This is a genomic window from Herbidospora sp. RD11066 (genome assembly GCF_054661255.1).
In genome coordinates this window covers 312,533-330,252 of record NZ_BAAGDO010000006.1, presented here as the reverse complement: position 1 = coordinate 330,252, position 17,720 = coordinate 312,533, and the positions used below count along the sequence as shown (strand labels likewise).

The following is a 17,720-nucleotide window of genomic DNA, read 5'->3' as shown; positions in this document are numbered from 1 at the left end:
CGTTTGTCCGGCTGTCGGTCGAATGGCCGTCATAGGTACGCGTCTGTAACCCGGTCTAATTGAGACGGTAATCGTCACGGTGGAAGGGACGGGTAATGCAGTACGCGACGGAGAGCGAGATCCGCTCGACGATCATCTCGGCACGCGTCACGGATCCGGGGATCGCGATCCAGTTCGACGACCGGGTGAGCCGCGGTGACCTGCCCGCCCTCGTCAGCCTGATCGCCAGCATCGTCCGGCTGTTCCTCGGCCTGGCCAAGAAGATCGACGACGAGACGGCCTCCCGGGTGGCGCGGTCATACCTGGCCTGATACGCATGGGTTCATGACGTTTCACCCGAATCTCGACCCTGGCCTGCGGGCGTTCCTGGAAGAGACCCCGCCGCTCTCGTACGACCTCGCCACCGCCGATCTGGCGGAGATCCGGCGGCAGCGGGCGCTCGCCTGCGTCCCGCCGGGAGCCGGGACGAAGGTGACCGACGTCGACGCCGACGGCCTGCGCCTGCGCGTCTACCGCCCGGCCGGCGCGGGCGACGAACCGCTGCCCTGCCTCTACTGGATCCACGGCGGCGGCATGGTTCTCGGCCTGCCCGAAATGGACGACGCCCGCGTCTCCCGCATCGTCGAGGCCCTCGGCTGCACGGCCGTCTCGGTCGACTACCGCCTGGCCCCCGAACACCCCTACCCCATCCCCATCGACGACTGCTACCGCGGCCTGGTCTGGACGGCCGAGAACGCGGCGTCGCTGGGAGTGGACGCGAGCCGCCTGGCGATCGGCGGCAACTCGGCGGGCGGCGGCCTGGCGGCCGGATGCGCCCTGATGGCCAGAGACCTGGGCGGCCCGGCGCTCTGCTTCCAGCTGCTGCTGTGCCCGATGCTCGACGACCGCGACGACACCCTGTCGGCGGCCCAGTTCGAGGAGGCCATCGTGTGGCCGCGCGGCAACAACCGCTTCGGCTGGAAGGCCTACCTGGCCGAGATGACCGACGTTCCGGTCTACGCCGCCCCCGCCCGCGCGACCGACCTGTCGGGCCTGCCCCCCGCCTACGTCGACGTCGGCGAACTGGAGGTCTTCCGCGACGAGGACACCCTCTTCGCGATGCGCCTCGCCGGGGCCGGGGTACCGGTCGAGTTCCACCTGTGGCCGGGCGCCTTCCACGGGTTCGCCGGTACGTCGCAGGAGGTCCCCCTCGTCCGCCGCTCCACCGAGGAGCAGATCGAGGCGCTGCGGCGGGGTTTTGTCGGTGGCCGAATCTAGGCTGCCCGTGTGAACCGTACGGATCGGCTATACGCCCTCGTCGAGGACCTGCGGGCCGTCTCGCCCCGGCCCCGGTCAGCCCGTGAGCTGGCCGAGAGGTTCGCGGTCAGCGTGCGCACCATCGAACGCGACGTCGCCGCGCTCCAGGAGGCCCGCGTCCCCATCTACGCCGAGTTCGGCCGCCGGGGCGGCTACGTCCTCGACACCCGCATGTCGCTGCCGCCGCTCAACTTCACCCCGGAGGAGGCGGTCGCCATCGCGGTCGCCCTCAGCCACGAGGAACTCCCGTTCGCCGAACAGGCCAGGAGCGCCCTGCGCAAGGTGATGGCCGCGATGCCCGACGGCGAGGGCGAACGCGCCAAGGCCCTGGCCGAGCGGGTGCAGCTCATCCGCGACGACGACCGCCCCGACGGCCCGATCGCCACCGTCATCGACTCGGCGGTCTTATCGGGCGGGGTGCTCCGCATCGGCTACGCCGACGCGAAGGGCGTCCCGACCGAGCGCGAGGTCGAACCGGGCGTCTTCGTCGGCAACCGCCGGGGCGAGTGGTATCTGGTCGGCTGGTGCCGCCTCCGCGAGGCGGTCCGCGTCTTCCGCCTCGACCGCATCGCGGGCGCCGAGGCCACCGGCGAACGCGCCCCGGCCCGCCCAACGGCCACCTTCGCCTCCGAGGCCGGTTTACTGCGGCAGCCCGCATAAGCCGAACCCGTTGGATGACCCGCCACCCGGCCACACCCGCCTCGGAGACCGGGCGCCTCCCGCTCTGAGGCGAATCACTGCGGCAGTCCGCATCGAGCGGGAATCCGGCGGGCGGTGCACCGGCCCGGCCCTTTCGTTCGCGTCACGGCGGCACTGCGAATTTCGGCATCCGTCATGTGGTGTTCCGCCGGGACTAAGGAATGCGCCGCCAGAATTGTGTTTTCTTCGCGTCTCGCACGACGATGCCGAGTTTCGCCAGTTCGTCGCGGAGTTCGCTCACGGCGTCACCGTCGCCGACCTTCTCGCGCAGGATCTGCCGGGCCCGCAGCACCGCGTTGGCGGGTGCGTCGAGGTCGGGTTCGCCGGGAATCCATTCGCGGAACGCCTCGCGGTGCGGGTCGCCTTCCAGCCACGTGTAGCCGTGGCGCCGGAACGCCGCGCGCATCGGCTCGACGCTCAGATCCCACGGTTCCCGGGCCACTTCGGCCCCGCCCGGACCGAGCACGACGAGATGCCCTTCTTCCCAGAACACCGACGCGACCCCGGCCCTGGGCACCTCCCGGCGGGAACCGGCCCGCCGCAGCCGCACCACCTCGCCGTCGAGCGTCACCGACAGCGCCGCCCAGCGCAGCATGAACGCCCCCACCAGCCCCGCGACCCCGCCCACGGCGCACGTCACGACCGTCAGCCAGGGCTCCGGAACCAGCCGCACCACCAGTTCGACGACCTCCTGGTAGGGCGCCCACGGCAACTCTGCCGCCCACACCCCGGCGACCTTCACCAGCCAGCCGAGCCCCGCCCCGGCTACCGGCAGGGCGGTCCAGGCGGTGACGGTCAGCCAGCGCGGTTCGCCCACCCGCGACTCCACCGGTTCAGTCCTTCTTCCCGCCGCCGCTCCAGGCCACCGCCAGCGCCACCACGCCGAGCACGATCAGGCCGATGTTCGCCACGATCTCGTAGCCCTGGAGGAAGTCGAGGTATCTCACGACGACCCAGAGCCGGAACCAGCCGATCCATTCATAGACCAGACCACCGACACCCTGAATGAGAAATAAGAAGCCCAGGAATTCCACGAATTTCCGCATACCCGAAGGCTAGCCGCGATTCCGGGAAACACGCCGGCCATTGTCGGTTTTCGGATAACGGCCGAATATTTCGCGGGATAGGGTGCACCCATGGCCGCGATCGAGGTGAGCAACAACTCCACCGGATGGCTCGTCCTCTGGCTCGAACCGTTGGCCGAAGACCGCTGGCTGAAACCGGGCGAGACCTTCCGCGTCCGCAACGACTACCAAGGAGACGAGCCCGCCTTCGAGGTGAGCGTCCCGAAACCGGACGAGGATCGCGCCGCCGGCATCCAGGAGGTCATCGTCTGGGTGAACCACGGAGACATCTACGCCGAGGTCACCGACCGCGAGGGCGACGTCATCGAATGCGCCCACCAGCGCGTCAGCGAGATCTACGACACGTGGTTCCCTAACTACGAGGAGCACGCCAGGGAATGGGCCGAGCGCCACGCCGGGTGTCAGTGCCAGACCACGCCCAAGAGGTCCTGACAACAGCCCGGCGACTCGCCGATGCCCAGCGCCGCCCATGCGGGTGAAGCATCTCGCCGCCCCGCCTCCCATGACTCCTTGATCTCTTGTGACTACTATCCGTAGCGATCAAGAGACTAGAAGGAGATCACGTGCGTACTGTCCTCGCCGCGGCGCTCGTCGCCGTTCCGCTGTTCGCCGCCTCGCCCGCCGCCGCTGAGGCGCCCTCGGCCCTCGTGCTCACGCTGACCGCCCCCGACGGGGCGACGACCGCCACCACGCTGGTCTGCGGGGGGATCGGGAGCGGGCATCCGAACACCGCCGTGGCGTGTGAGCAGCTGGGCAAGGTCGGGGGGCGGTTCGAGGCGCTCAACGTGAACCCCGACGCCATCTGCACGCTCGAATACCTTCCGCACGTGGCCACCGCCTCGGGGATCTGGGAGGGGCGGCGGGTCGCGTGGTCGAAGACCTTCGGCAACCGCTGCGAGCTGCTCAGCACCACCGGGAGCGTCTTCGACTTCTCGTAGCCGGTGGTCACGGAGTGGCCGTCTCGCCGGCGAGACGGCCACCCGGGCGGTGGTCAGGAGACCGGCCGCTTCTGGCCGATGACCTCCTGGGCGATGCTCTCGAGGCTCTCGACCATCCAGTTGGCCAGGTCGCTGTTCTGCAGGTCGGCCGCCTGTTTCCACCGTTCGAGCTGCTCCCGGCTGTAGGTGAACTGGACGCGGGGCTCCGGGCCCGGACCTGGCTCGACGGCCGGAGGGGTGCCGCGCAGTTCGCGGCGCAGCCGGTTGCGCGACCAGCCCGACTGCTCGGCGCGGCGCAGCCAGAGGTCCTGATCCTCCTCCGGCAGCGCGGCGACCTCGGCGTGGTGGGCGAAGCTCAGCTTGTCGCGCCGCCGGGCCAGGCTGAAGCGGCGGGCGACCCAGGCGTAGTTGCGCAGCGTCTGGTAGTCGAGCGAGGTCTGCTCGATGGCCATGCGGTAGCGGTCGGCGTAGGTCTGCTCGCCGTACACGAGCCAGTCGCCGAGCCACCACGACGAGGAGTCGCAGATGAGCGAGATCTGCTTGCCGATCCGTTCCCACGCCGGGTAGGAGAGCTGGTTGGGGAACTGGAGGCCGGTCCTGCGGGTGACGACCGTGCGGTCGATCCCCATGCGCCGGCCGGGCTCCGGCGGCTGCGCGCCGCCGTCGTCCTTCTTGACCACGCCACTTCCTGTACGGCCACTCATGGCACCTCCGCATTGCTCGGCACTCGGGAAACGGGCATCGGGCGGGAAAAGGGCAGGTCGGGTGGGCGCAGGTACAGCACCAGGGCACCCGCCATGATGAACGCGAAGCTCCCGAGGCCCATCAGCAGCGCGATCGACCCGTGCAGCGCCAGCCCGGCGGCCAGCAGGTAGGGCCGGACGGCCCGGCGCGCCACCAGCCCCATGAACAGGGCGAACTCGACGGCGAGCGCCCCCCACGTGAACAGCGTGACCCCCAGCTGGGTCGCGAGCACCGGCTGGAGGAGCGGGGAGATCCATCCGGGGGCGCCGAACACGGGGTCGCCGAGCCAGTAGTAGAGGGCGGTGCCGTTGGCCCATTCCTCGCGGCCGAACTTGGCCACCGAGGCCTGGAAGTAGATGCCCGCCACCTGCACGCGGATGACCAGGAACGCCGACCAGGCCACCAGCGACGCGACCGGATCGGCCACCCGCCGCGGCGACTCCCAGTGCCAGGCACGGCCGTCGGTGAGGGCGATCGGCAGCAGCAGCAACGTCAGCACCGCCGCGACCTGGTCGCCTCCGTCGGGGAGGCTCCCGTTGGCCTGGAAGCTGACCGTCACCCACCAGTGGGGCAGCGCGGTGAACCTCGGCCGCCAGCCCGAGGCGACGACCAGCAGAACGGCGATCGCGACCAGCCGCCCGGCCGCCGGATCGACGACGCAGAACAATCCATATCGGCTGAGCCCCGTGCAGTGCGGGAAGCCGGGCACCCCCGCCACCGGCCGGAACAGGTCGGTGGCTCGGGTGGCCAGGAGCGTCACCAGGGTGCTCAGGGCCAGGATCGTGCGGGCGAGTCCGTACACATTGGTCCAGGGAGAGACCTCGGCGACCGAGCGGACCGCCACCCCGAGGCGGGTCAGCACGCGACCTCCAGCCGGACGACCGACACCGGCATGCGGGTGCGGTCGGCGGCCCCGGCCCACGCCCACGGCAGGGGTTCCTGCCGCGCGACGCCGATCTCCCCGCACAGTCGCGGCTCGGGCGCCGGGTTGCGCAGGGGGAACGCGGCCGTGACCCGGGAGAGGCACTCCTCGGTCCGGCCGTCGTCGCAGGTCGCCCATTGGGCGGCCGGCACGGCCGTGACGAGGATTCCCAGGTCGGCGGCCTGGGCCCGGGAGCCCCGGTTCCAGCCGAAGAGGTTGCGCGCCTCGGAGTGGGGTCCGGCCTCCGCGGGGTGCCAGCCGCCCCCGGCGCCGCGCCGCCAGACCACGTCGTTGGGGTCGCGGGCCGACTTGGTGAAGAACGCCCAGCCCTGCGGCGCCACCACCATGGCCTGCTCCTTCACGTCGCGCTGGCCGGGCAGTTCGAGCGCGGCCGACGGGAGCTGGCCGATCACCACATAGGCGGCCACCAGGAACCAGCCGATCCCCAGCGCGACGGCGACCGCCCCGAGTCTGTGGTCGTTCACCGCGCCAGGGCGTCGGCCACGTCGTCGGCCCACCGCTCGCGGTCGAGCTCGGAGGAGACCGCGTCGCGCTCGCCCCAGTACTTGTTCTTGTTGACGACCACGCTGGTGCTCTTGTAGATCGTCCGGTCGACCATGATGAACGAGCCGCTGAGCCCGAACTCCCCCGACACGGCGGCGCCGTTCTGCACCGTGGCCACCTTGGCCGCGAGCGCCCCGGCCCGGTCGGCAGCCCTCTTGACCCGCACCCGGTCGCCGCTCGTGAGGTCGGCCTCGAAGGCGGCGAAGAACGCCGGGTCGAGCGCGTTCATGCGGGCGGTGAGCGTGGTCGCCTCGGAGCTCGTCCAGACGGCGTCCGAGTGGGGGCCCCGGATGTCGGAGTAGACCTCGGCGGCCGGGCCCTGGGTGAGGAAGAGCCCCATGAACAGCTCTTCGCCGGTGAACCGGGTGGAGGAGGGGACGGCCGCTCCGGCGGCCGATCCCGCGGTGACGAGGCTCACGGCCAGTATGGTTCCGACGATCATTGGTCGCATGCCAACTCCAGGGCGTTGCCGTCTTGATCCCAACGCGAGTTGTTATATAACTTCTCGAACAACCTTGTAAATAAGCCCAGGTAAAGACGCATTGGCGGCATTTGCCCTATAACAAGTCATGATCCCCGACTGGACGTAACATGAGCCGGCGACATATTCCACTTCGGGGGCGGTGACAGGATGAAGAGCGTGTTCAACCGTTCCAGGGGCCGACGGCCGGGCAGAAGGCGGGGAGTGAGAGCATGCGCCTGAGCATCAATCCGAGCTCGGCGGAACCCTTGTTCGACCAGATCGCCAACAGCCTGCGCCACGCCCTCGCCAACGGTCTGCTCCAGCCGGGCGACCGGCTGCCCCCGGCCAGAGACCTGGCCAACGACATCCAGGTGAACCTGCACACGGTGCTCCGGGCCTACGCGCTGCTGCGCGACGAGGGCCTGCTGGAGGTGCGGCGCGGCCGGGGCACGGTCGTGGTCGCCCAGCCGCCCGGCGTCGGAGACCCCCGGCTGGCCCGCGCGATCGCGCATGTGGCGGCCGAGGCCCACCGCGTGGGCGTCACGCGGGCGCGCTTGATCGAACTGGTCTCGGAAGCCTTCCAAAGCGGGGCTTCCTATGACAAGATCCTGGACCAGTGAAATCCGGTCGCACCTTCAGGAACCGAATGTGAAAAGGTCAGGCTCACGCTTTGCGGGGGTCGTGATCCTCTTCCCGGCGGTGTTCCACCTCGCCGCCCTGTTCCTCCCGTGGGCCTTCGAGTCCCGGTTACCCGACCCGATCGCCGTCCATTTCACGGCGGGTGTCGCCGACCAGGCCATCGGCCTGTGGACGTCGGTCGTCGAAGACCTGCTGCTCTCCTGTTTCGTGTGGGCCGTCTTCGCGCTGGTCGCGCTGCTCCGCCCGGCCGGGTCGATCGGCCGACGTGCCGCCGCCGGGGTGTCGGTCGGCCTGGCCGTCCTGCTCGACACGGCGTCGGTGATGGCCACCGTGGTCGGCAACTACGGCGCCACCGTCTGGCAGGAGGCCCACGCGACGTCATGGGCCCCCGCCGTCGCCATCTGCGCGGCCCTCGCGTCGGCGGTGTTCGCCTACGTCTGTGTCAGCCCCCGGCGCCGCCCCGCCGACCTCGACGACGTGCTGCCCGACGATCCGGTGGCCGGACCGCCCCGGCAGGGCCGCTCGGTCTGGATCGGCTCCGCGAAGAACCGCCCGCTGTTCTGGCGGAGCCTGGTGACCGCCTGCCTGCTGGCCGGTCTGGTCGTCGCGGGCGTCATCTGGGTGGTCATTCCCCTGGCGCTGTCGCTGGCCACGCTCCACCTGTGGTCCCGGGTGACCGCCGTCTTCGACGGGCGGACCCTGACGGTACGCGGCCGTCTCCCCCGCCCCGCGCTGCGCCGCATCGACCTGGCCGACATGGAGACCGCCGAGGCCATCGAGGTCGACCCGGGCCAGTGGGGCTGGGGCTGGCGTATCCGCAGCCTGCGCACCCGCGCGGTCGTCATCCGCAAGGGTGAGGCGCTGCTGGTCGCGCTCCGCGACGGCACCGAGTTCACCGTGACGGTCGACCACGCGGCCCTGGGCGCCGAGGAGATCCGCCGCGCGCTGCGCTCGGCGGCCGGACTTCCCCGCCCCTAGCCGGGACGGGCAGCCGGATCGTCACGATCAGGCCGCCGCCCTCCCTCGGGCGGGCCTCCGCCGAGCCGCCGTGGGCCCGCGCGATGGCCCGGACGATCGACAGCCCCAGGCCCGCGCCGCCCGCCGAGCCCGTGCGGTCGGCGTCGAGCCGGGTGAAGGGGTCGAACAGCCGGGCCGCCTGCGCGGGGGCGATCTCCCGGCCGGTGTTCTCGACCGTCACGTACGAATGCCCGGCCGCGCTGCCGGTGCGGAGCCTCACCTCGGCGCGGTCGTCGTTGTAGGCGACCGCGTTGTCGACCAGGTTGCGGATCATCCGCTCCAGCAGCACCCCGTCGCCCACCACCGGCGCCGGGAGCTGGCGCGGCAGCGTCAGGCCGTGCGCCAGCAGCGACGGATGGGCGAGTTCGGCCAGGTCGCCGGGTTCCTTGCCGGTCAGGTCGCGTTCGCTCAGGGCCAGGGTGAGCAGGCCCTCGATCAGGCGTTCCTGCCGGGAGTTGGACGCGAGCAGCTCGTCGCGCACCGGGCGCAGGGTGTCGGGGATCAGCCCGTCGGACATGGAGACCTGGAGCAGCGCCCGGTTGATGGCCAGCGGGGTGCGCAGCTCGTGGGAGGCGTTGGCGACGAACCTGCGCTGGCCGTCGAAGGCGTTGTCGAGGCGTTCGAGCATGGAGTCGAACGTGTCGGCCAGGTCCTTGATCTCGTCGTTCGGCCCGGTCATCGAGATGCGCCGGTGGAGGGTGTCGGTCGACAGGCGGCGGGCCGTCTCGGTGACGCGCTGGAGTGGGTCGAGGGCGCGCTTGGCGACGTACCAGCCGGAGACGAGCGCGACGAGGCCGACGAGCACGGCGGCCAGGAGCGACCACTGGACCAGGGAGCTCAGCACCGACGAGTGGTAGTCGTCGACCAGCTTGTTGAAGACCCCCACGAACAGCTGCTTGTCGCCGGTGGGCGGCGGCAGGTCGCCGGGCGGGAGCTGGATCCTCACCCGCTGGGCGAGGCGGCTGCTGACGACGAAGTAGTTGATCGTCACCAGCACCAGCGCCGCCGCGAAGAACAGGCCGCCGTAGACCAGGGTGAGGCGCATCCGCACCGGCATCGGGGTCACAGCCGGTATCCCGCGCCGGTGATCGTCTCGATGACGGGCGGGTCGCCGAGCTTCTTCCGCAGGGTCATGACGGTGACCCGCACCGAGTTGGTGAAGTAGCTGATGTTCTCGTCCCAGGCCTTCTCCAGCAGGTCCTCCGCGCTGACCACCGTGCCGCCCGCGCGCAGCAGGATCTCCAGCACGGCGAACTCCTTCGGGCTGAGCGCGACGTAGCGGCCGTCGCGGAACACCTCGCGGCGTCCCGGGTCGAGCGTCACCCCGGCCCGCGCCAGCACCGGCGGATGCGCCGACGGCACCCGCCGGGCCAGCGCCCGCAATCTGGCGACCAGCTCGGGGAAGTCGAACGGTTTCGGCAGGTAGTCGTCGGCGCCGATCGACAGGCCCTCGACCTTCGACCGCAGGTCGCCCGCGGCGGTCAGCATGATGATGCGGGCCGGGATCCGCTCGGCGACCAGGCGGCGGCACACGTCGTCGCCGTGCACCGCCGGCAGGTCGCGGTCGAGCACGATGACGTCGTAGTCGTTCGTCATCGCGCGTTCGAGGGCGGCGTCGCCGTCGTGGACGACGTCCACCGCCATCGTCTCTCTTCTGAGCCCGGCCGCCACGACCCGGGCCAGCACCTTCTCGTCTTCGGCCACCAGTACCCGCATGGTCCGCATCCTGCCGGTCGGGGGGTAAACACCGGTTAAGCGCTGCCGAGGGCGAGGGTGGGCGACATGCGGGCCGCCCGCATCGCCGGGTAGATCCCGGCGACCGTCCCGACGAGCAGGGTCGCCGCGAGCGCTCCGGCCGGCGCCCAGGCCGGCACCGTCGGGGGCAGATCCATCCAGGTCGCGTACGCCACCGTCACCGCCGCCCCCAGCACCGCCCCGGCCACCCCGCCCAGCCCCGAGAGCAGCAGCGACTCGGTGAGGAACTGCCCGCGCACCTGCCCACGGGTCGCTCCGAGCGAGCGCCGCAGCCCGATCTCGCGCCGCCGCTCCAGCACCGAGATGACCATCGTGTTGGCCACCCCGACCCCGCCGACGAGCAGCGCGACCGCGCCGATCCCCAGCAGCAGGTTCGTGAACGCCGAGTCGGCCGCAGCCCGCGCCGCCAGCGCGTCGGAGGGACGGCTGACCTCCACCTCCTCCGGGCCCTCCGGGCTCGCCGTGACCGGCAGCACCGCCCGCACGGCGTCGACCTGGCCGGGGTCGGTGCGGGTGTAGATCGTGGTGGGATGCCCGTCGAAGTTCAGGTACGTCCCCGCCGCCCCGAACCCGACCAGCGCCGACCGGTCGACCTCCGGCGCCAGCGGTGAGGCGGCGAGGATCCCGACCACGGTCCACCACCGGCCGCCGATCCACACCTGCTCCCCGGCGGCCCGCACCCCGAGCCGCTCCGAGGCCACCGCCCCGAGCACGACGGCCCGCTGTTCCGCGGTCGCCGCGTTCAGCCACGCGCCCTTCGCCATCGAGGTCTGCAACGCGCGCGGCAGGTCGGTCGAGGCGGCCCGGGTGGTCAGCCCGCCGGTCTCGTGCGGGTCGATGCGGTCGGTGCGGTAGACGGGGGTGCGGGTGTCACCGGTCGCGCCCGCCACCTGGACGGGACCGATCCGCCCGACCATCGCCAGAGCGGTCTCCGGCAGCGAGGTGGGTTCGCCGAACAGGCTCTGCCCGGGGGTCACCCGCAGCAGGTTGGTGCCGAGCCGGTCGAGCTCGGCCAGCAGTTGCGCCTTGGACGACGACGACACCCCCACGACCGCGACCATCGTCGCGATGCCGATGGCGATCCCGAGCGCCGACAGCACCGCCCGCGCGGGCCGCGCCCGCAGCCCGGCCGCGCCGACCCTGACCAGGTCGCCCCACGTGAGCCGGGCCGGTCTCAGCTCAGCCATCCGACACCACCGATCCGTCGCGCAGCCGCACCCGGCGCGGCGCCGACGCGGCCACCTCGGCGTCATGGGTGATGATCACCACGGTGGTCCCGGCGGTGTTCAGTTCCCGCAGCAGGGTGAGCACCCCCGTGCCGGAGACCGAGTCGAGGTTCCCGGTCGGCTCGTCGGCGAGCAGCAGGGACGGCTCCCCCACGACCGCGCGGGCCACCGCCACCCGCTGGCGTTCGCCGCCCGACAGCTCGTTCGGCCGGTGCCCGATCCGGCGCCCGAGCCCGACCCGTTCGAGGGCCTCGGCGGCCCTCTCGCGGCGTTCGCGGCGGTTCGTCCCGGCGTAGAGAAGCCCTTCGGCGACGTTGTCGAGCGCGCTCACGCCGTCGGAGAGGTGGAACCGCTGGAACACGAACCCGATGTGCCGGGCCCGCAGCGCCGACAGCTCACGGTCCGAGAGCGTGGCGACGTCGTATCCGGCGATCTTGACCGTGCCCTCGGAGGGCCGGTCGAGCGTGCCGATCAGGTGCAGCATCGTCGACTTCCCCGACCCCGACGGCCCGACGATGGCCAGCAACTCCCCCTCTTCGATCTGGAGGTCGACGCCGTGGAGGGCGCGAACACCACCCGGGTAGAGCTTCGAGGCCCCCACCAGCTCAACAACAGCCGACACCCCGGCCCGCACATTCAAGACCGCGCCCGCCCCCTCCTGACCTGGAGGTTCCGCGCCCGCCGACTCCGCACCCGGCGGCTCCTTGCGTGGCCGCTCCTTCCCCGGCGGCTCCGCACCTGGCATCTCCGCACCTGGCCGCTGTGCGCCCGGCAGCTCTGTGCCCTGTGGCTCCATTTGGTGACTTGCCCTCATTCGGCCGGTACCTCGACCTTCATGCCCTCGGAGAGTCCGGCGCCCTCGATCTCGACGCGGCCGGCGGCGAACAGGCCGGTCGTGACCGTGATCGTGGTGCCCGCGACACGCACGCCGTAGCCGCCCTCGCGGAGCGCCAACAGCGCCTCGACCGGGACCGACAGGACGTTCTCGCGGGTCTCGCTGGTCAGGCCGACGTCCACCGGGGCCTGGTCGAAGCGGCCGAGGCCGCCCTGGGCGGTGATCTCGACGTCGATCGTCGCCTCGCCGCCGTCCTGCGCGGGCGGGCGGGCGACCGTGCCGATCGAGGTGATCCGTCCCTTTCCGGTCCGGCCGTCGGGGGTCTCCAGCGTGACCGCCGCACCCAGCCTCGCGAGCTGCTGGTCGGAGGCCGCGAGGTCGACGTGGACGACGCGTTTCGTCCCGGTCGTGACGATGACGGACCGGCCGGCCTGCATCCCGGCCTCGGTGGTCACCTCGGCGACCCGCACCGCGCCGGAGGCGATCACCACCTCCTCGGGCCCGACCACACCGGTCTCGTCGAGGTTCAGGTCCTCCTGCCAGTCCTGTACGGCCTCCCGCGTCGACCACGTGAAGTCGTCGTCGACCGTGCCGGGGTCGTAGCCGAGCGCCTTGAGGTTGCGCTCCAGCTGGCGGACGTCCCGCCCCGAGGTGCCGGTGGAGAGCTCGCGGTACATGGGGGTGGTGCCGTACAGGAGAGTGACGGGCTTGCCCGAGACGGAGTAGAGCCGCTTGCCGCGGCGGACGACGGCGCCCTCCTCGGGGGTCCAGGTGACCGTGCCCCGGGCCGCGTTGGGCAGTTCGCGCCGGTTCTCGTAGCCGAGGGTGCCGCCGACGGTCTCGGCGTCGGCCAGGTCGCCCCGGGTGATCTCCGCCGTCTTCACCGGAGGTGGCGGCGGGGCGGCGGGTTCGTCGAACGAGGCCGCCGCGACCCCGCCCCCGGCCAGGGCGGCCACCGCCACTCCGCCGACGAGCAGCGCCCTCCTCACTGAGGTCCCCCGCCGGGCAGGTGCTTCTCGCAGAGTTCCTGCGCCTTCTTCGCCTCCGGGGAGTCGAGCCCGCCCTTGGGCGCCTTGATCATCATCCGCCCGCCGTCGACCTCCGGGTCGGGCAGGTCGACGCCGTTGTCCCGCATGCATTTCGCGTATTTCTGCACGGCGTCCGCGAACGCCGCGTCGCCCATTTTCGGCCCGGCTCCGATGGGCCGGTACTGCGCGCATTCCTCATTGGCCTTGTCGACCGTCGCGGGATCGACGCCCTGCCCCACCCGCACCCTGACCGCGTTGCCCCCGGGCTCGGGATCGGGCACGTCGATGCCGTGCTCACGCATGCACTGGGCGAATTTCACGCCGTCCCCCGAGGCCGAAGGACTGGGCGCGGCGGCCGACGCGGAAACGCCTCCGGCCGTGGCCACACCGGCGGTCTGACCGGTGCCGCAGGCCGCCAGGAACAGCGGCAGGGCCGCGATGACGGCCATTCTGAATCGAGTCATGGGGAATTTCTAGCGAGCCGCCGTTAAACACCCGCTAAGCGAATTCCCTTATCCGATGTTTATGCGAACGGATAAGGGAATTCTGCTCCGGAAGGAGGCCGGCCACTCCGGAGGCGTAACGGAAAATGAGCTTCTCCGGACGACGGGACCCGCGCCGATGAACGGACCGGACCCTACTGCGGCGGACGGTTGCCGAGCTGGCGGCGGAGCTGCTCCAGCTCGCGCTCCAAGTCGGCCACGTTCCGCTCTTGCGGCTGCGGCGGCTGCTGCTGCGGAACCGGGCCGCCCCCCTGCGGCTGCTGCCCGTAAGGCTGGCCCGGGTACTGGCCGTGGGCCTGCTGGTAGGCCTGGTAGGGCTGCGATGGCGGGCGGTAGCGCGTGGTGTTCTCGGCGGCCGGCGGGAGCGAGTGGGCGGGCGGCGGCTGGTAGGCCGGGATCTGCTGGGCGGCGGCCTGGTAGGGCGGCGCGCCGTTGTAGACCGGGATCTGGGCCCGCTTCTTACGCTTGGCGCTCTTCACCACGAGGCGGAGCAGGACCAGCCCGAGCAGGATCGCGACAATCACCCCGGCGCCGATGAGCAGCCAGAAGCTCGACGACTGCGGCGTCTCGTCCTTGCCCGCGGTGATGAACTGCTGCGAGTTGGTGATGTACTCGGCGACCCACGGGTGGGTCGGGTGCAGCGCCTGGACCTCGCGGAAGATCGGCAGCGCTTGCGAGTAGTGGTGCAGGAAGAAGGCGTCCAGTGCCGCGTTCCAGCGGGTCGTGGTGGCCGAGGCGGCGGGCTTGATGCCCTTCTCGTTCAGCTTCTCCTTGATGACCGAGACCGGTAGCACGAACGACTCGTTCTCCGAGGCCTCCCCGCCCTGGGAGACCGTGCCCGCGATCAGCATGCCGATCACGTTGCCGTCCTTGGAGAACACCGGCCCGCCGGAGTTGCCGTGGTACGACGGCGCCTGCGTCTGGATGTACGGCACGCCCTTGTCGGTGGTCCGCAGCGCGTTGTACGGCCCCTCGGTCAGCGCCGGGTCGAGCTTCGACTCCAGGCTGAAGAACGGCGTGTTGGTGACCAGCCCGGGGAACCCGCTGATGTAGACGGTCGACCCGACCTGCACGTCGGTGTCGTTGCCGAGCGGCACGGTCGGCAGGTTCTGCTGCCCGTTGACCTTGAGCAGCGCGTAGTCCTTGCCCGGGTAGCTCTCGCCGACGTCGACGAGTTCGGCGACGATCGGCTTGGCGGTCTTGTCGACGCCGCCGCCCGGGTGGGCCTGGAGGACCGCGATCTCCTTCTTGAGACCGTCGATCTGCATGTTGGCCGCGTTGAAGTTGATGAACAGGTTCTCGGCGAGCTTGATCATCTCTTCGTCGGGTGAGAGGTCCTTGACCATCTCCAGGATGCCCTGCGCGTCCTCCTCGTAGAACTTGGAGAGCGCCTGCTGGGCGAAGACGTCGTTGAGCTCCTTGTCGCCCATCTCGACGCAGTGCGCGCCGGTGACCATGTAGCCGTCGGGGGTGACCCACCAGCCGGTGCACATGCCGCCGACCTCGGCGTCCACGGTCCGCATCGGGGTGCCGGGCACGAGGTAGGCGCCGACGTTGGCGTTCATCTGCTCGAACATGTACTTCGCGATGCTGCGCTGGTCCTGCGCGATCTTCCCCGCGAGCACGTCGTTGGTGATCTTGTCGACGAGGGCGTACAGGTTGCCCTCGTTGACGGCCGGCGTGGGCACGCTGACCTGTCCGGTGTAGGTGAGGCTGGTGAGCTGGACGGCGGGGTGGGTCTGCGCGGCGAGCCGGGTGCCGATCGGGACGTCTGGCGTCTCATCGGCGTACGCGGGAGATGCGGCGAGCACCGACACCGCCGCGGCGGCGACGATGAGGTTTCTGAGGTTCACGGACTGATCGTCGGATAGGCGCCTTGTCCACCACTTGTGAGTGACTTGGGGTTTCCATTACCCGAGGGAAAACCCCAGGGCAGACCCGGTGGTGAGACGTTTGGCCCGTTCCTACCGTGGCGGACATGGCCAAAGCCGTCCCGCCCGGGACCATCTCCATCGACGGCCGCCCCTTCGTCGCGGCCGTCCTCCCCGATGTGTACGACGCCCGCGACCTCCCGTACCGCCCCCTCCTGCGGCCGCTGCCCGACGTGGTCGACAACCGCGCCGGCCGGCGGGTCCTCACCCAGGAGGGGGCCTCCTGCACGGGCCACGCCCTGGCCGCCGTCATCGCCGCCGCCCGGCGCGGCCCGGCGGTCAGCCCGTACATGCTCTACCGCCTCGGACGGCGCTACGACGAGTTCGCCGGCGAGGAGGACGTCGGCTCGTCGCTCCGGGGCGTCCTCAAGGGCTGGTACCACCACGGCGTGCTCCCCGAGCAGTCGTGGACGACCCCCGAGCCCGACCTCAACGACCCCCTGGTCGCCGCGGAGGCGGCCCGCATCCCGATGGGCGCCTACTACCGCGTGACCCCGGGCAACCTCGACGACCTCCAGTCGGCCATCACCGAGGCGGGCGCGGTCTGCGTGTCGGCCGTCATCCACGAGGGCTGGATCGACCCGGTCACCGAGAACGGCGCCCACGTCATCCGCCGCCTCCCCGACCACAGAGCTCTGGGCGGCCACGCCTTCGCCCTGGTCGGCTACGACGAGACGGGCTTCCTCGTCCAGAACTCCTGGGGCCCCGGCTGGGCCGGACAGGGCTTCGCCACCCTCCCCTACACCGAGTGGCTCGCCACCGCCTACGACGCCTACGCGGTACGCCCCGGCGTCCGGGGCACCCCCCTGAACACCCGCACCAGAGCGGCGGAAGACGCTCAGGCGGGCGCGTCGGCCATCGACCTGGCCCCCTATGTCGTCAACCTCGGCAACGACGGCCGCCTGGCCAAGATCGGCTCCTTCGAGAGCTCCCCGCGCCAGATCGAGGCCGCCCTCACCCAGATGGACGCCACCCACGCCAAGTGGGGCGGCCAGGAGCGCCACGTCGTCCTCTACGCCCACGGCGGCCTGACCAGCGGCGGCACCGGCCAGGACATCGCGCGCCGGGACCTCGGCTGGTGGCTGGCCAACCGGATCTACCCGATCACCTTCGCCTGGCAGACCGGCGCGATCGAGACCCTCCTCGACCAGCTCGCCGACCTGACCGGCCGCTTCCTGCCCGCCGGAGGCCCGGCCGAATGGCTGGCCGAAGGCGCCGACCGCGCCGTGGAGGTCCTGGCCCGCAGCAGCCTGGCCTGGGCCTGGGACCAGATGAAACAGAACGCGAGAGCCGCCTCCGAGCCCGTCGCGGGCCCGGTCGACTGGACGGCGACGCGGTCGGCGCACCCCGGCGCCACCCTGACCGCCCTGGCCCTGAGGAACCACGTGCAGCCGGGCACCCGGGTCCACCTGGTCGGCCACAGCGCCGGTTCGATCTTCCTGGCCGCACTGGCCGAGCGGCTGGTGGCGGCGGAGGTCCCCATCGCGTCCACGACCTTCCTGGCCCCCGCGATCACCGTGGCCGACTTCCGCCGCACCATGGAGCCGCTCCGGCCCAAGATCGGCCGCTTCACCACCTTCGCCCTGACGGACGAACGGGAGCTCGACGACACGTGCGGCGCGATCTACCGCAAGTCGATCCTCTACCTGGTCTCGCGGGCCTTCGAACGCCCCGAGCAGGCGGGCGGCGAGGTCCCGATCCTCGGCATGGCCAAGCACCTGACCGGCCTGGACCTCCCCGTGGTCCTCTCGGGGACCATGACCCCGATCACCGACCACTGCGCCGCGCGAGGCCACGCCGACTTCGACACCGACGCGGCCACCATGACCTCGGCCCTCCTCCGCATGCTGGGCCGGTCGGCCCTGGACGTGACGCTCACGCCGTACCACTGACCATTCGGGTGTGACGTCCCTCAAGCCAGCCGGTTCGAGCACCACTCAGCGTCTTGGACGCGGCCCAACGCCAGATAGACATCGCGGGCTGCAGAGTAGTGCGCGGCAGCTTCCCTGCTCCGTCCACGCAGCCGGTAAAGGGTTCCCAGTTCTCCGTCGGCGTTGGCCTCGCCCAGCCGATTA

The 17,720-nt window shown here is 71.2% G+C and carries 21 protein-coding genes; 8 read left to right on the top strand and 13 right to left on the bottom strand.

Translation table 11 applies throughout. From position 1 onward, the window contains the following. Positions 1-95 precede the first annotated feature (95 nt). The 3 genes from ACYQ78_RS24430 to ACYQ78_RS24420 are packed head-to-tail and all read left to right on the top strand — an operon-like array spanning position 96 to position 1,956. Positions 96-311, top strand: coding sequence for a hypothetical protein (locus ACYQ78_RS24430; RefSeq protein WP_459803220.1), 216 nt, complete (start codon positions 96-98; stop codon positions 309-311). 13 nt (positions 312-324) lie between these two features. Beyond that, positions 325-1,257 carry an alpha/beta hydrolase gene (locus tag ACYQ78_RS24425; protein ID WP_459803219.1) on the top strand — a complete coding sequence of 311 codons (933 nt, stop codon included), beginning with the start codon at positions 325-327 and terminating at the stop codon, positions 1,255-1,257. Between the two features lie 9 nt (positions 1,258-1,266). Further along, positions 1,267-1,956 (top strand): helix-turn-helix transcriptional regulator, encoded by a 690-nt coding sequence (locus tag ACYQ78_RS24420; RefSeq protein ID WP_459803218.1) that lies wholly within the window; start codon positions 1,267-1,269, stop codon positions 1,954-1,956. Positions 1,957-2,149: 193 nt separating this feature from the next. On the opposite strand, the gene ACYQ78_RS24415 is transcribed toward ACYQ78_RS24420, so the two are convergent. Both ACYQ78_RS24415 and ACYQ78_RS24410 read right to left on the bottom strand, forming a co-directional pair. Continuing rightward, positions 2,150-2,824 (bottom strand): YqeB family protein, encoded by a 675-nt coding sequence (locus ACYQ78_RS24415; RefSeq protein ID WP_459803217.1) that lies wholly within the window; start codon positions 2,822-2,824, stop codon positions 2,150-2,152. A 4-nt stretch (positions 2,825-2,828) separates the two neighbouring features. Further along, complete coding sequence (locus ACYQ78_RS24410; RefSeq protein WP_459803216.1) at positions 2,829-3,041, bottom strand: hypothetical protein; 213 nt, start codon at positions 3,039-3,041, stop codon at positions 2,829-2,831. A 90-nt stretch (positions 3,042-3,131) separates the two neighbouring features. Between ACYQ78_RS24410 and ACYQ78_RS24405 the strand changes: the two genes are divergently transcribed. Both ACYQ78_RS24405 and ACYQ78_RS24400 read left to right on the top strand, forming a co-directional pair. Continuing rightward, the gene (locus tag ACYQ78_RS24405; RefSeq protein ID WP_459803215.1) at positions 3,132-3,512 is read left to right on the top strand and encodes a hypothetical protein; all 381 of its coding nucleotides are present in this window, start codon (positions 3,132-3,134) and stop codon (positions 3,510-3,512) included. A 131-nt stretch (positions 3,513-3,643) separates the two neighbouring features. Further along, a complete protein-coding gene (locus ACYQ78_RS24400) occupies positions 3,644-4,018 on the top strand; it encodes an SSI family serine proteinase inhibitor (RefSeq protein ID WP_459803214.1) in 375 nt (124 codons plus the stop codon). A gap of 53 nt (positions 4,019-4,071) precedes the next feature. Here the strand turns inward: ACYQ78_RS24400 and ACYQ78_RS24395 are convergent, their stop codons facing one another. Genes ACYQ78_RS24395 through ACYQ78_RS24380 form a run of 4 tightly spaced genes read right to left on the bottom strand, consistent with a single transcriptional unit; the run spans position 4,072 to position 6,666 of the window. Then, positions 4,072-4,722: an LmbU family transcriptional regulator gene (locus tag ACYQ78_RS24395; RefSeq protein WP_459803213.1), complete on the bottom strand. Its 651-nt coding sequence runs from the start codon at positions 4,720-4,722 to the stop codon at positions 4,072-4,074. Beyond that, a complete protein-coding gene (locus ACYQ78_RS24390; RefSeq protein ID WP_459803212.1) occupies positions 4,719-5,624 on the bottom strand; it encodes a sporulation-delaying protein SdpB family protein in 906 nt (301 codons plus the stop codon). The genes ACYQ78_RS24395 and ACYQ78_RS24390 overlap by 4 nt, the downstream gene beginning before the upstream one ends. Beyond that, complete coding sequence (locus ACYQ78_RS24385; RefSeq protein ID WP_459803211.1) at positions 5,618-6,169, bottom strand: SdpA family antimicrobial peptide system protein; 552 nt, start codon at positions 6,167-6,169, stop codon at positions 5,618-5,620. The genes ACYQ78_RS24390 and ACYQ78_RS24385 overlap by 7 nt, the downstream gene beginning before the upstream one ends. Beyond that, entirely contained in the window at positions 6,166-6,666 is a 501-nt protein-coding gene (locus tag ACYQ78_RS24380) for a hypothetical protein (protein WP_459803210.1), read from the bottom strand. Before ACYQ78_RS24380 ends, ACYQ78_RS24385 begins: the two co-directional genes overlap by 4 nt. 275 nt (positions 6,667-6,941) lie before the next feature. Here ACYQ78_RS24380 and ACYQ78_RS24375 point away from each other — a divergent pair, with 275 nt between their 5' ends. Further along, positions 6,942-7,331 (top strand): GntR family transcriptional regulator, encoded by a 390-nt coding sequence (locus ACYQ78_RS24375; protein WP_459803209.1) that lies wholly within the window; start codon positions 6,942-6,944, stop codon positions 7,329-7,331. Between the two features lie 61 nt (positions 7,332-7,392). After that, positions 7,393-8,328: a hypothetical protein gene (locus ACYQ78_RS24370; RefSeq protein WP_459803208.1), complete on the top strand. Its 936-nt coding sequence runs from the start codon at positions 7,393-7,395 to the stop codon at positions 8,326-8,328. Here ACYQ78_RS24370 and ACYQ78_RS24365 read toward each other — a convergent pair. From ACYQ78_RS24365 to ACYQ78_RS24335, 7 genes are all read right to left on the bottom strand, one after another. Continuing rightward, positions 8,243-9,424 (bottom strand): sensor histidine kinase, encoded by a 1,182-nt coding sequence (locus ACYQ78_RS24365; protein WP_459803385.1) that lies wholly within the window; start codon positions 9,422-9,424, stop codon positions 8,243-8,245. The genes ACYQ78_RS24370 and ACYQ78_RS24365 overlap by 86 nt on opposite strands. Positions 9,425-9,429: 5 nt before the next feature. Continuing rightward, positions 9,430-10,083, bottom strand: coding sequence for a response regulator transcription factor (locus tag ACYQ78_RS24360; RefSeq protein WP_459803207.1), 654 nt, complete (start codon positions 10,081-10,083; stop codon positions 9,430-9,432). 35 nt (positions 10,084-10,118) lie between these two features. Next, positions 10,119-11,309 carry an ABC transporter permease gene (locus ACYQ78_RS24355; protein WP_459803206.1) on the bottom strand — a complete coding sequence of 397 codons (1,191 nt, stop codon included), beginning with the start codon at positions 11,307-11,309 and terminating at the stop codon, positions 10,119-10,121. Next, complete coding sequence (locus ACYQ78_RS24350) at positions 11,302-12,093, bottom strand: ABC transporter ATP-binding protein (RefSeq protein WP_459803205.1); 792 nt, start codon at positions 12,091-12,093, stop codon at positions 11,302-11,304. The genes ACYQ78_RS24355 and ACYQ78_RS24350 overlap by 8 nt, the downstream gene beginning before the upstream one ends. A 65-nt stretch (positions 12,094-12,158) precedes the next feature. Then, entirely contained in the window at positions 12,159-13,172 is a 1,014-nt protein-coding gene (locus ACYQ78_RS24345) for a peptidoglycan-binding protein (RefSeq protein ID WP_459803204.1), read from the bottom strand. Beyond that, complete coding sequence (locus tag ACYQ78_RS24340) at positions 13,169-13,675, bottom strand: hypothetical protein (RefSeq protein WP_459803203.1); 507 nt, start codon at positions 13,673-13,675, stop codon at positions 13,169-13,171. The genes ACYQ78_RS24345 and ACYQ78_RS24340 overlap by 4 nt, the downstream gene beginning before the upstream one ends. A gap of 173 nt (positions 13,676-13,848) precedes the next feature. Further along, positions 13,849-15,567: a S1 family peptidase gene (locus ACYQ78_RS24335; protein ID WP_459803202.1), complete on the bottom strand. Its 1,719-nt coding sequence runs from the start codon at positions 15,565-15,567 to the stop codon at positions 13,849-13,851. A 125-nt stretch (positions 15,568-15,692) separates the two neighbouring features. Between ACYQ78_RS24335 and ACYQ78_RS24330 the strand changes: the two genes are divergently transcribed. Continuing rightward, entirely contained in the window at positions 15,693-17,537 is a 1,845-nt protein-coding gene (locus ACYQ78_RS24330) for a C1 family peptidase (protein WP_459803201.1), read from the top strand. Positions 17,538-17,720: the final 183 nt, after the last annotated feature.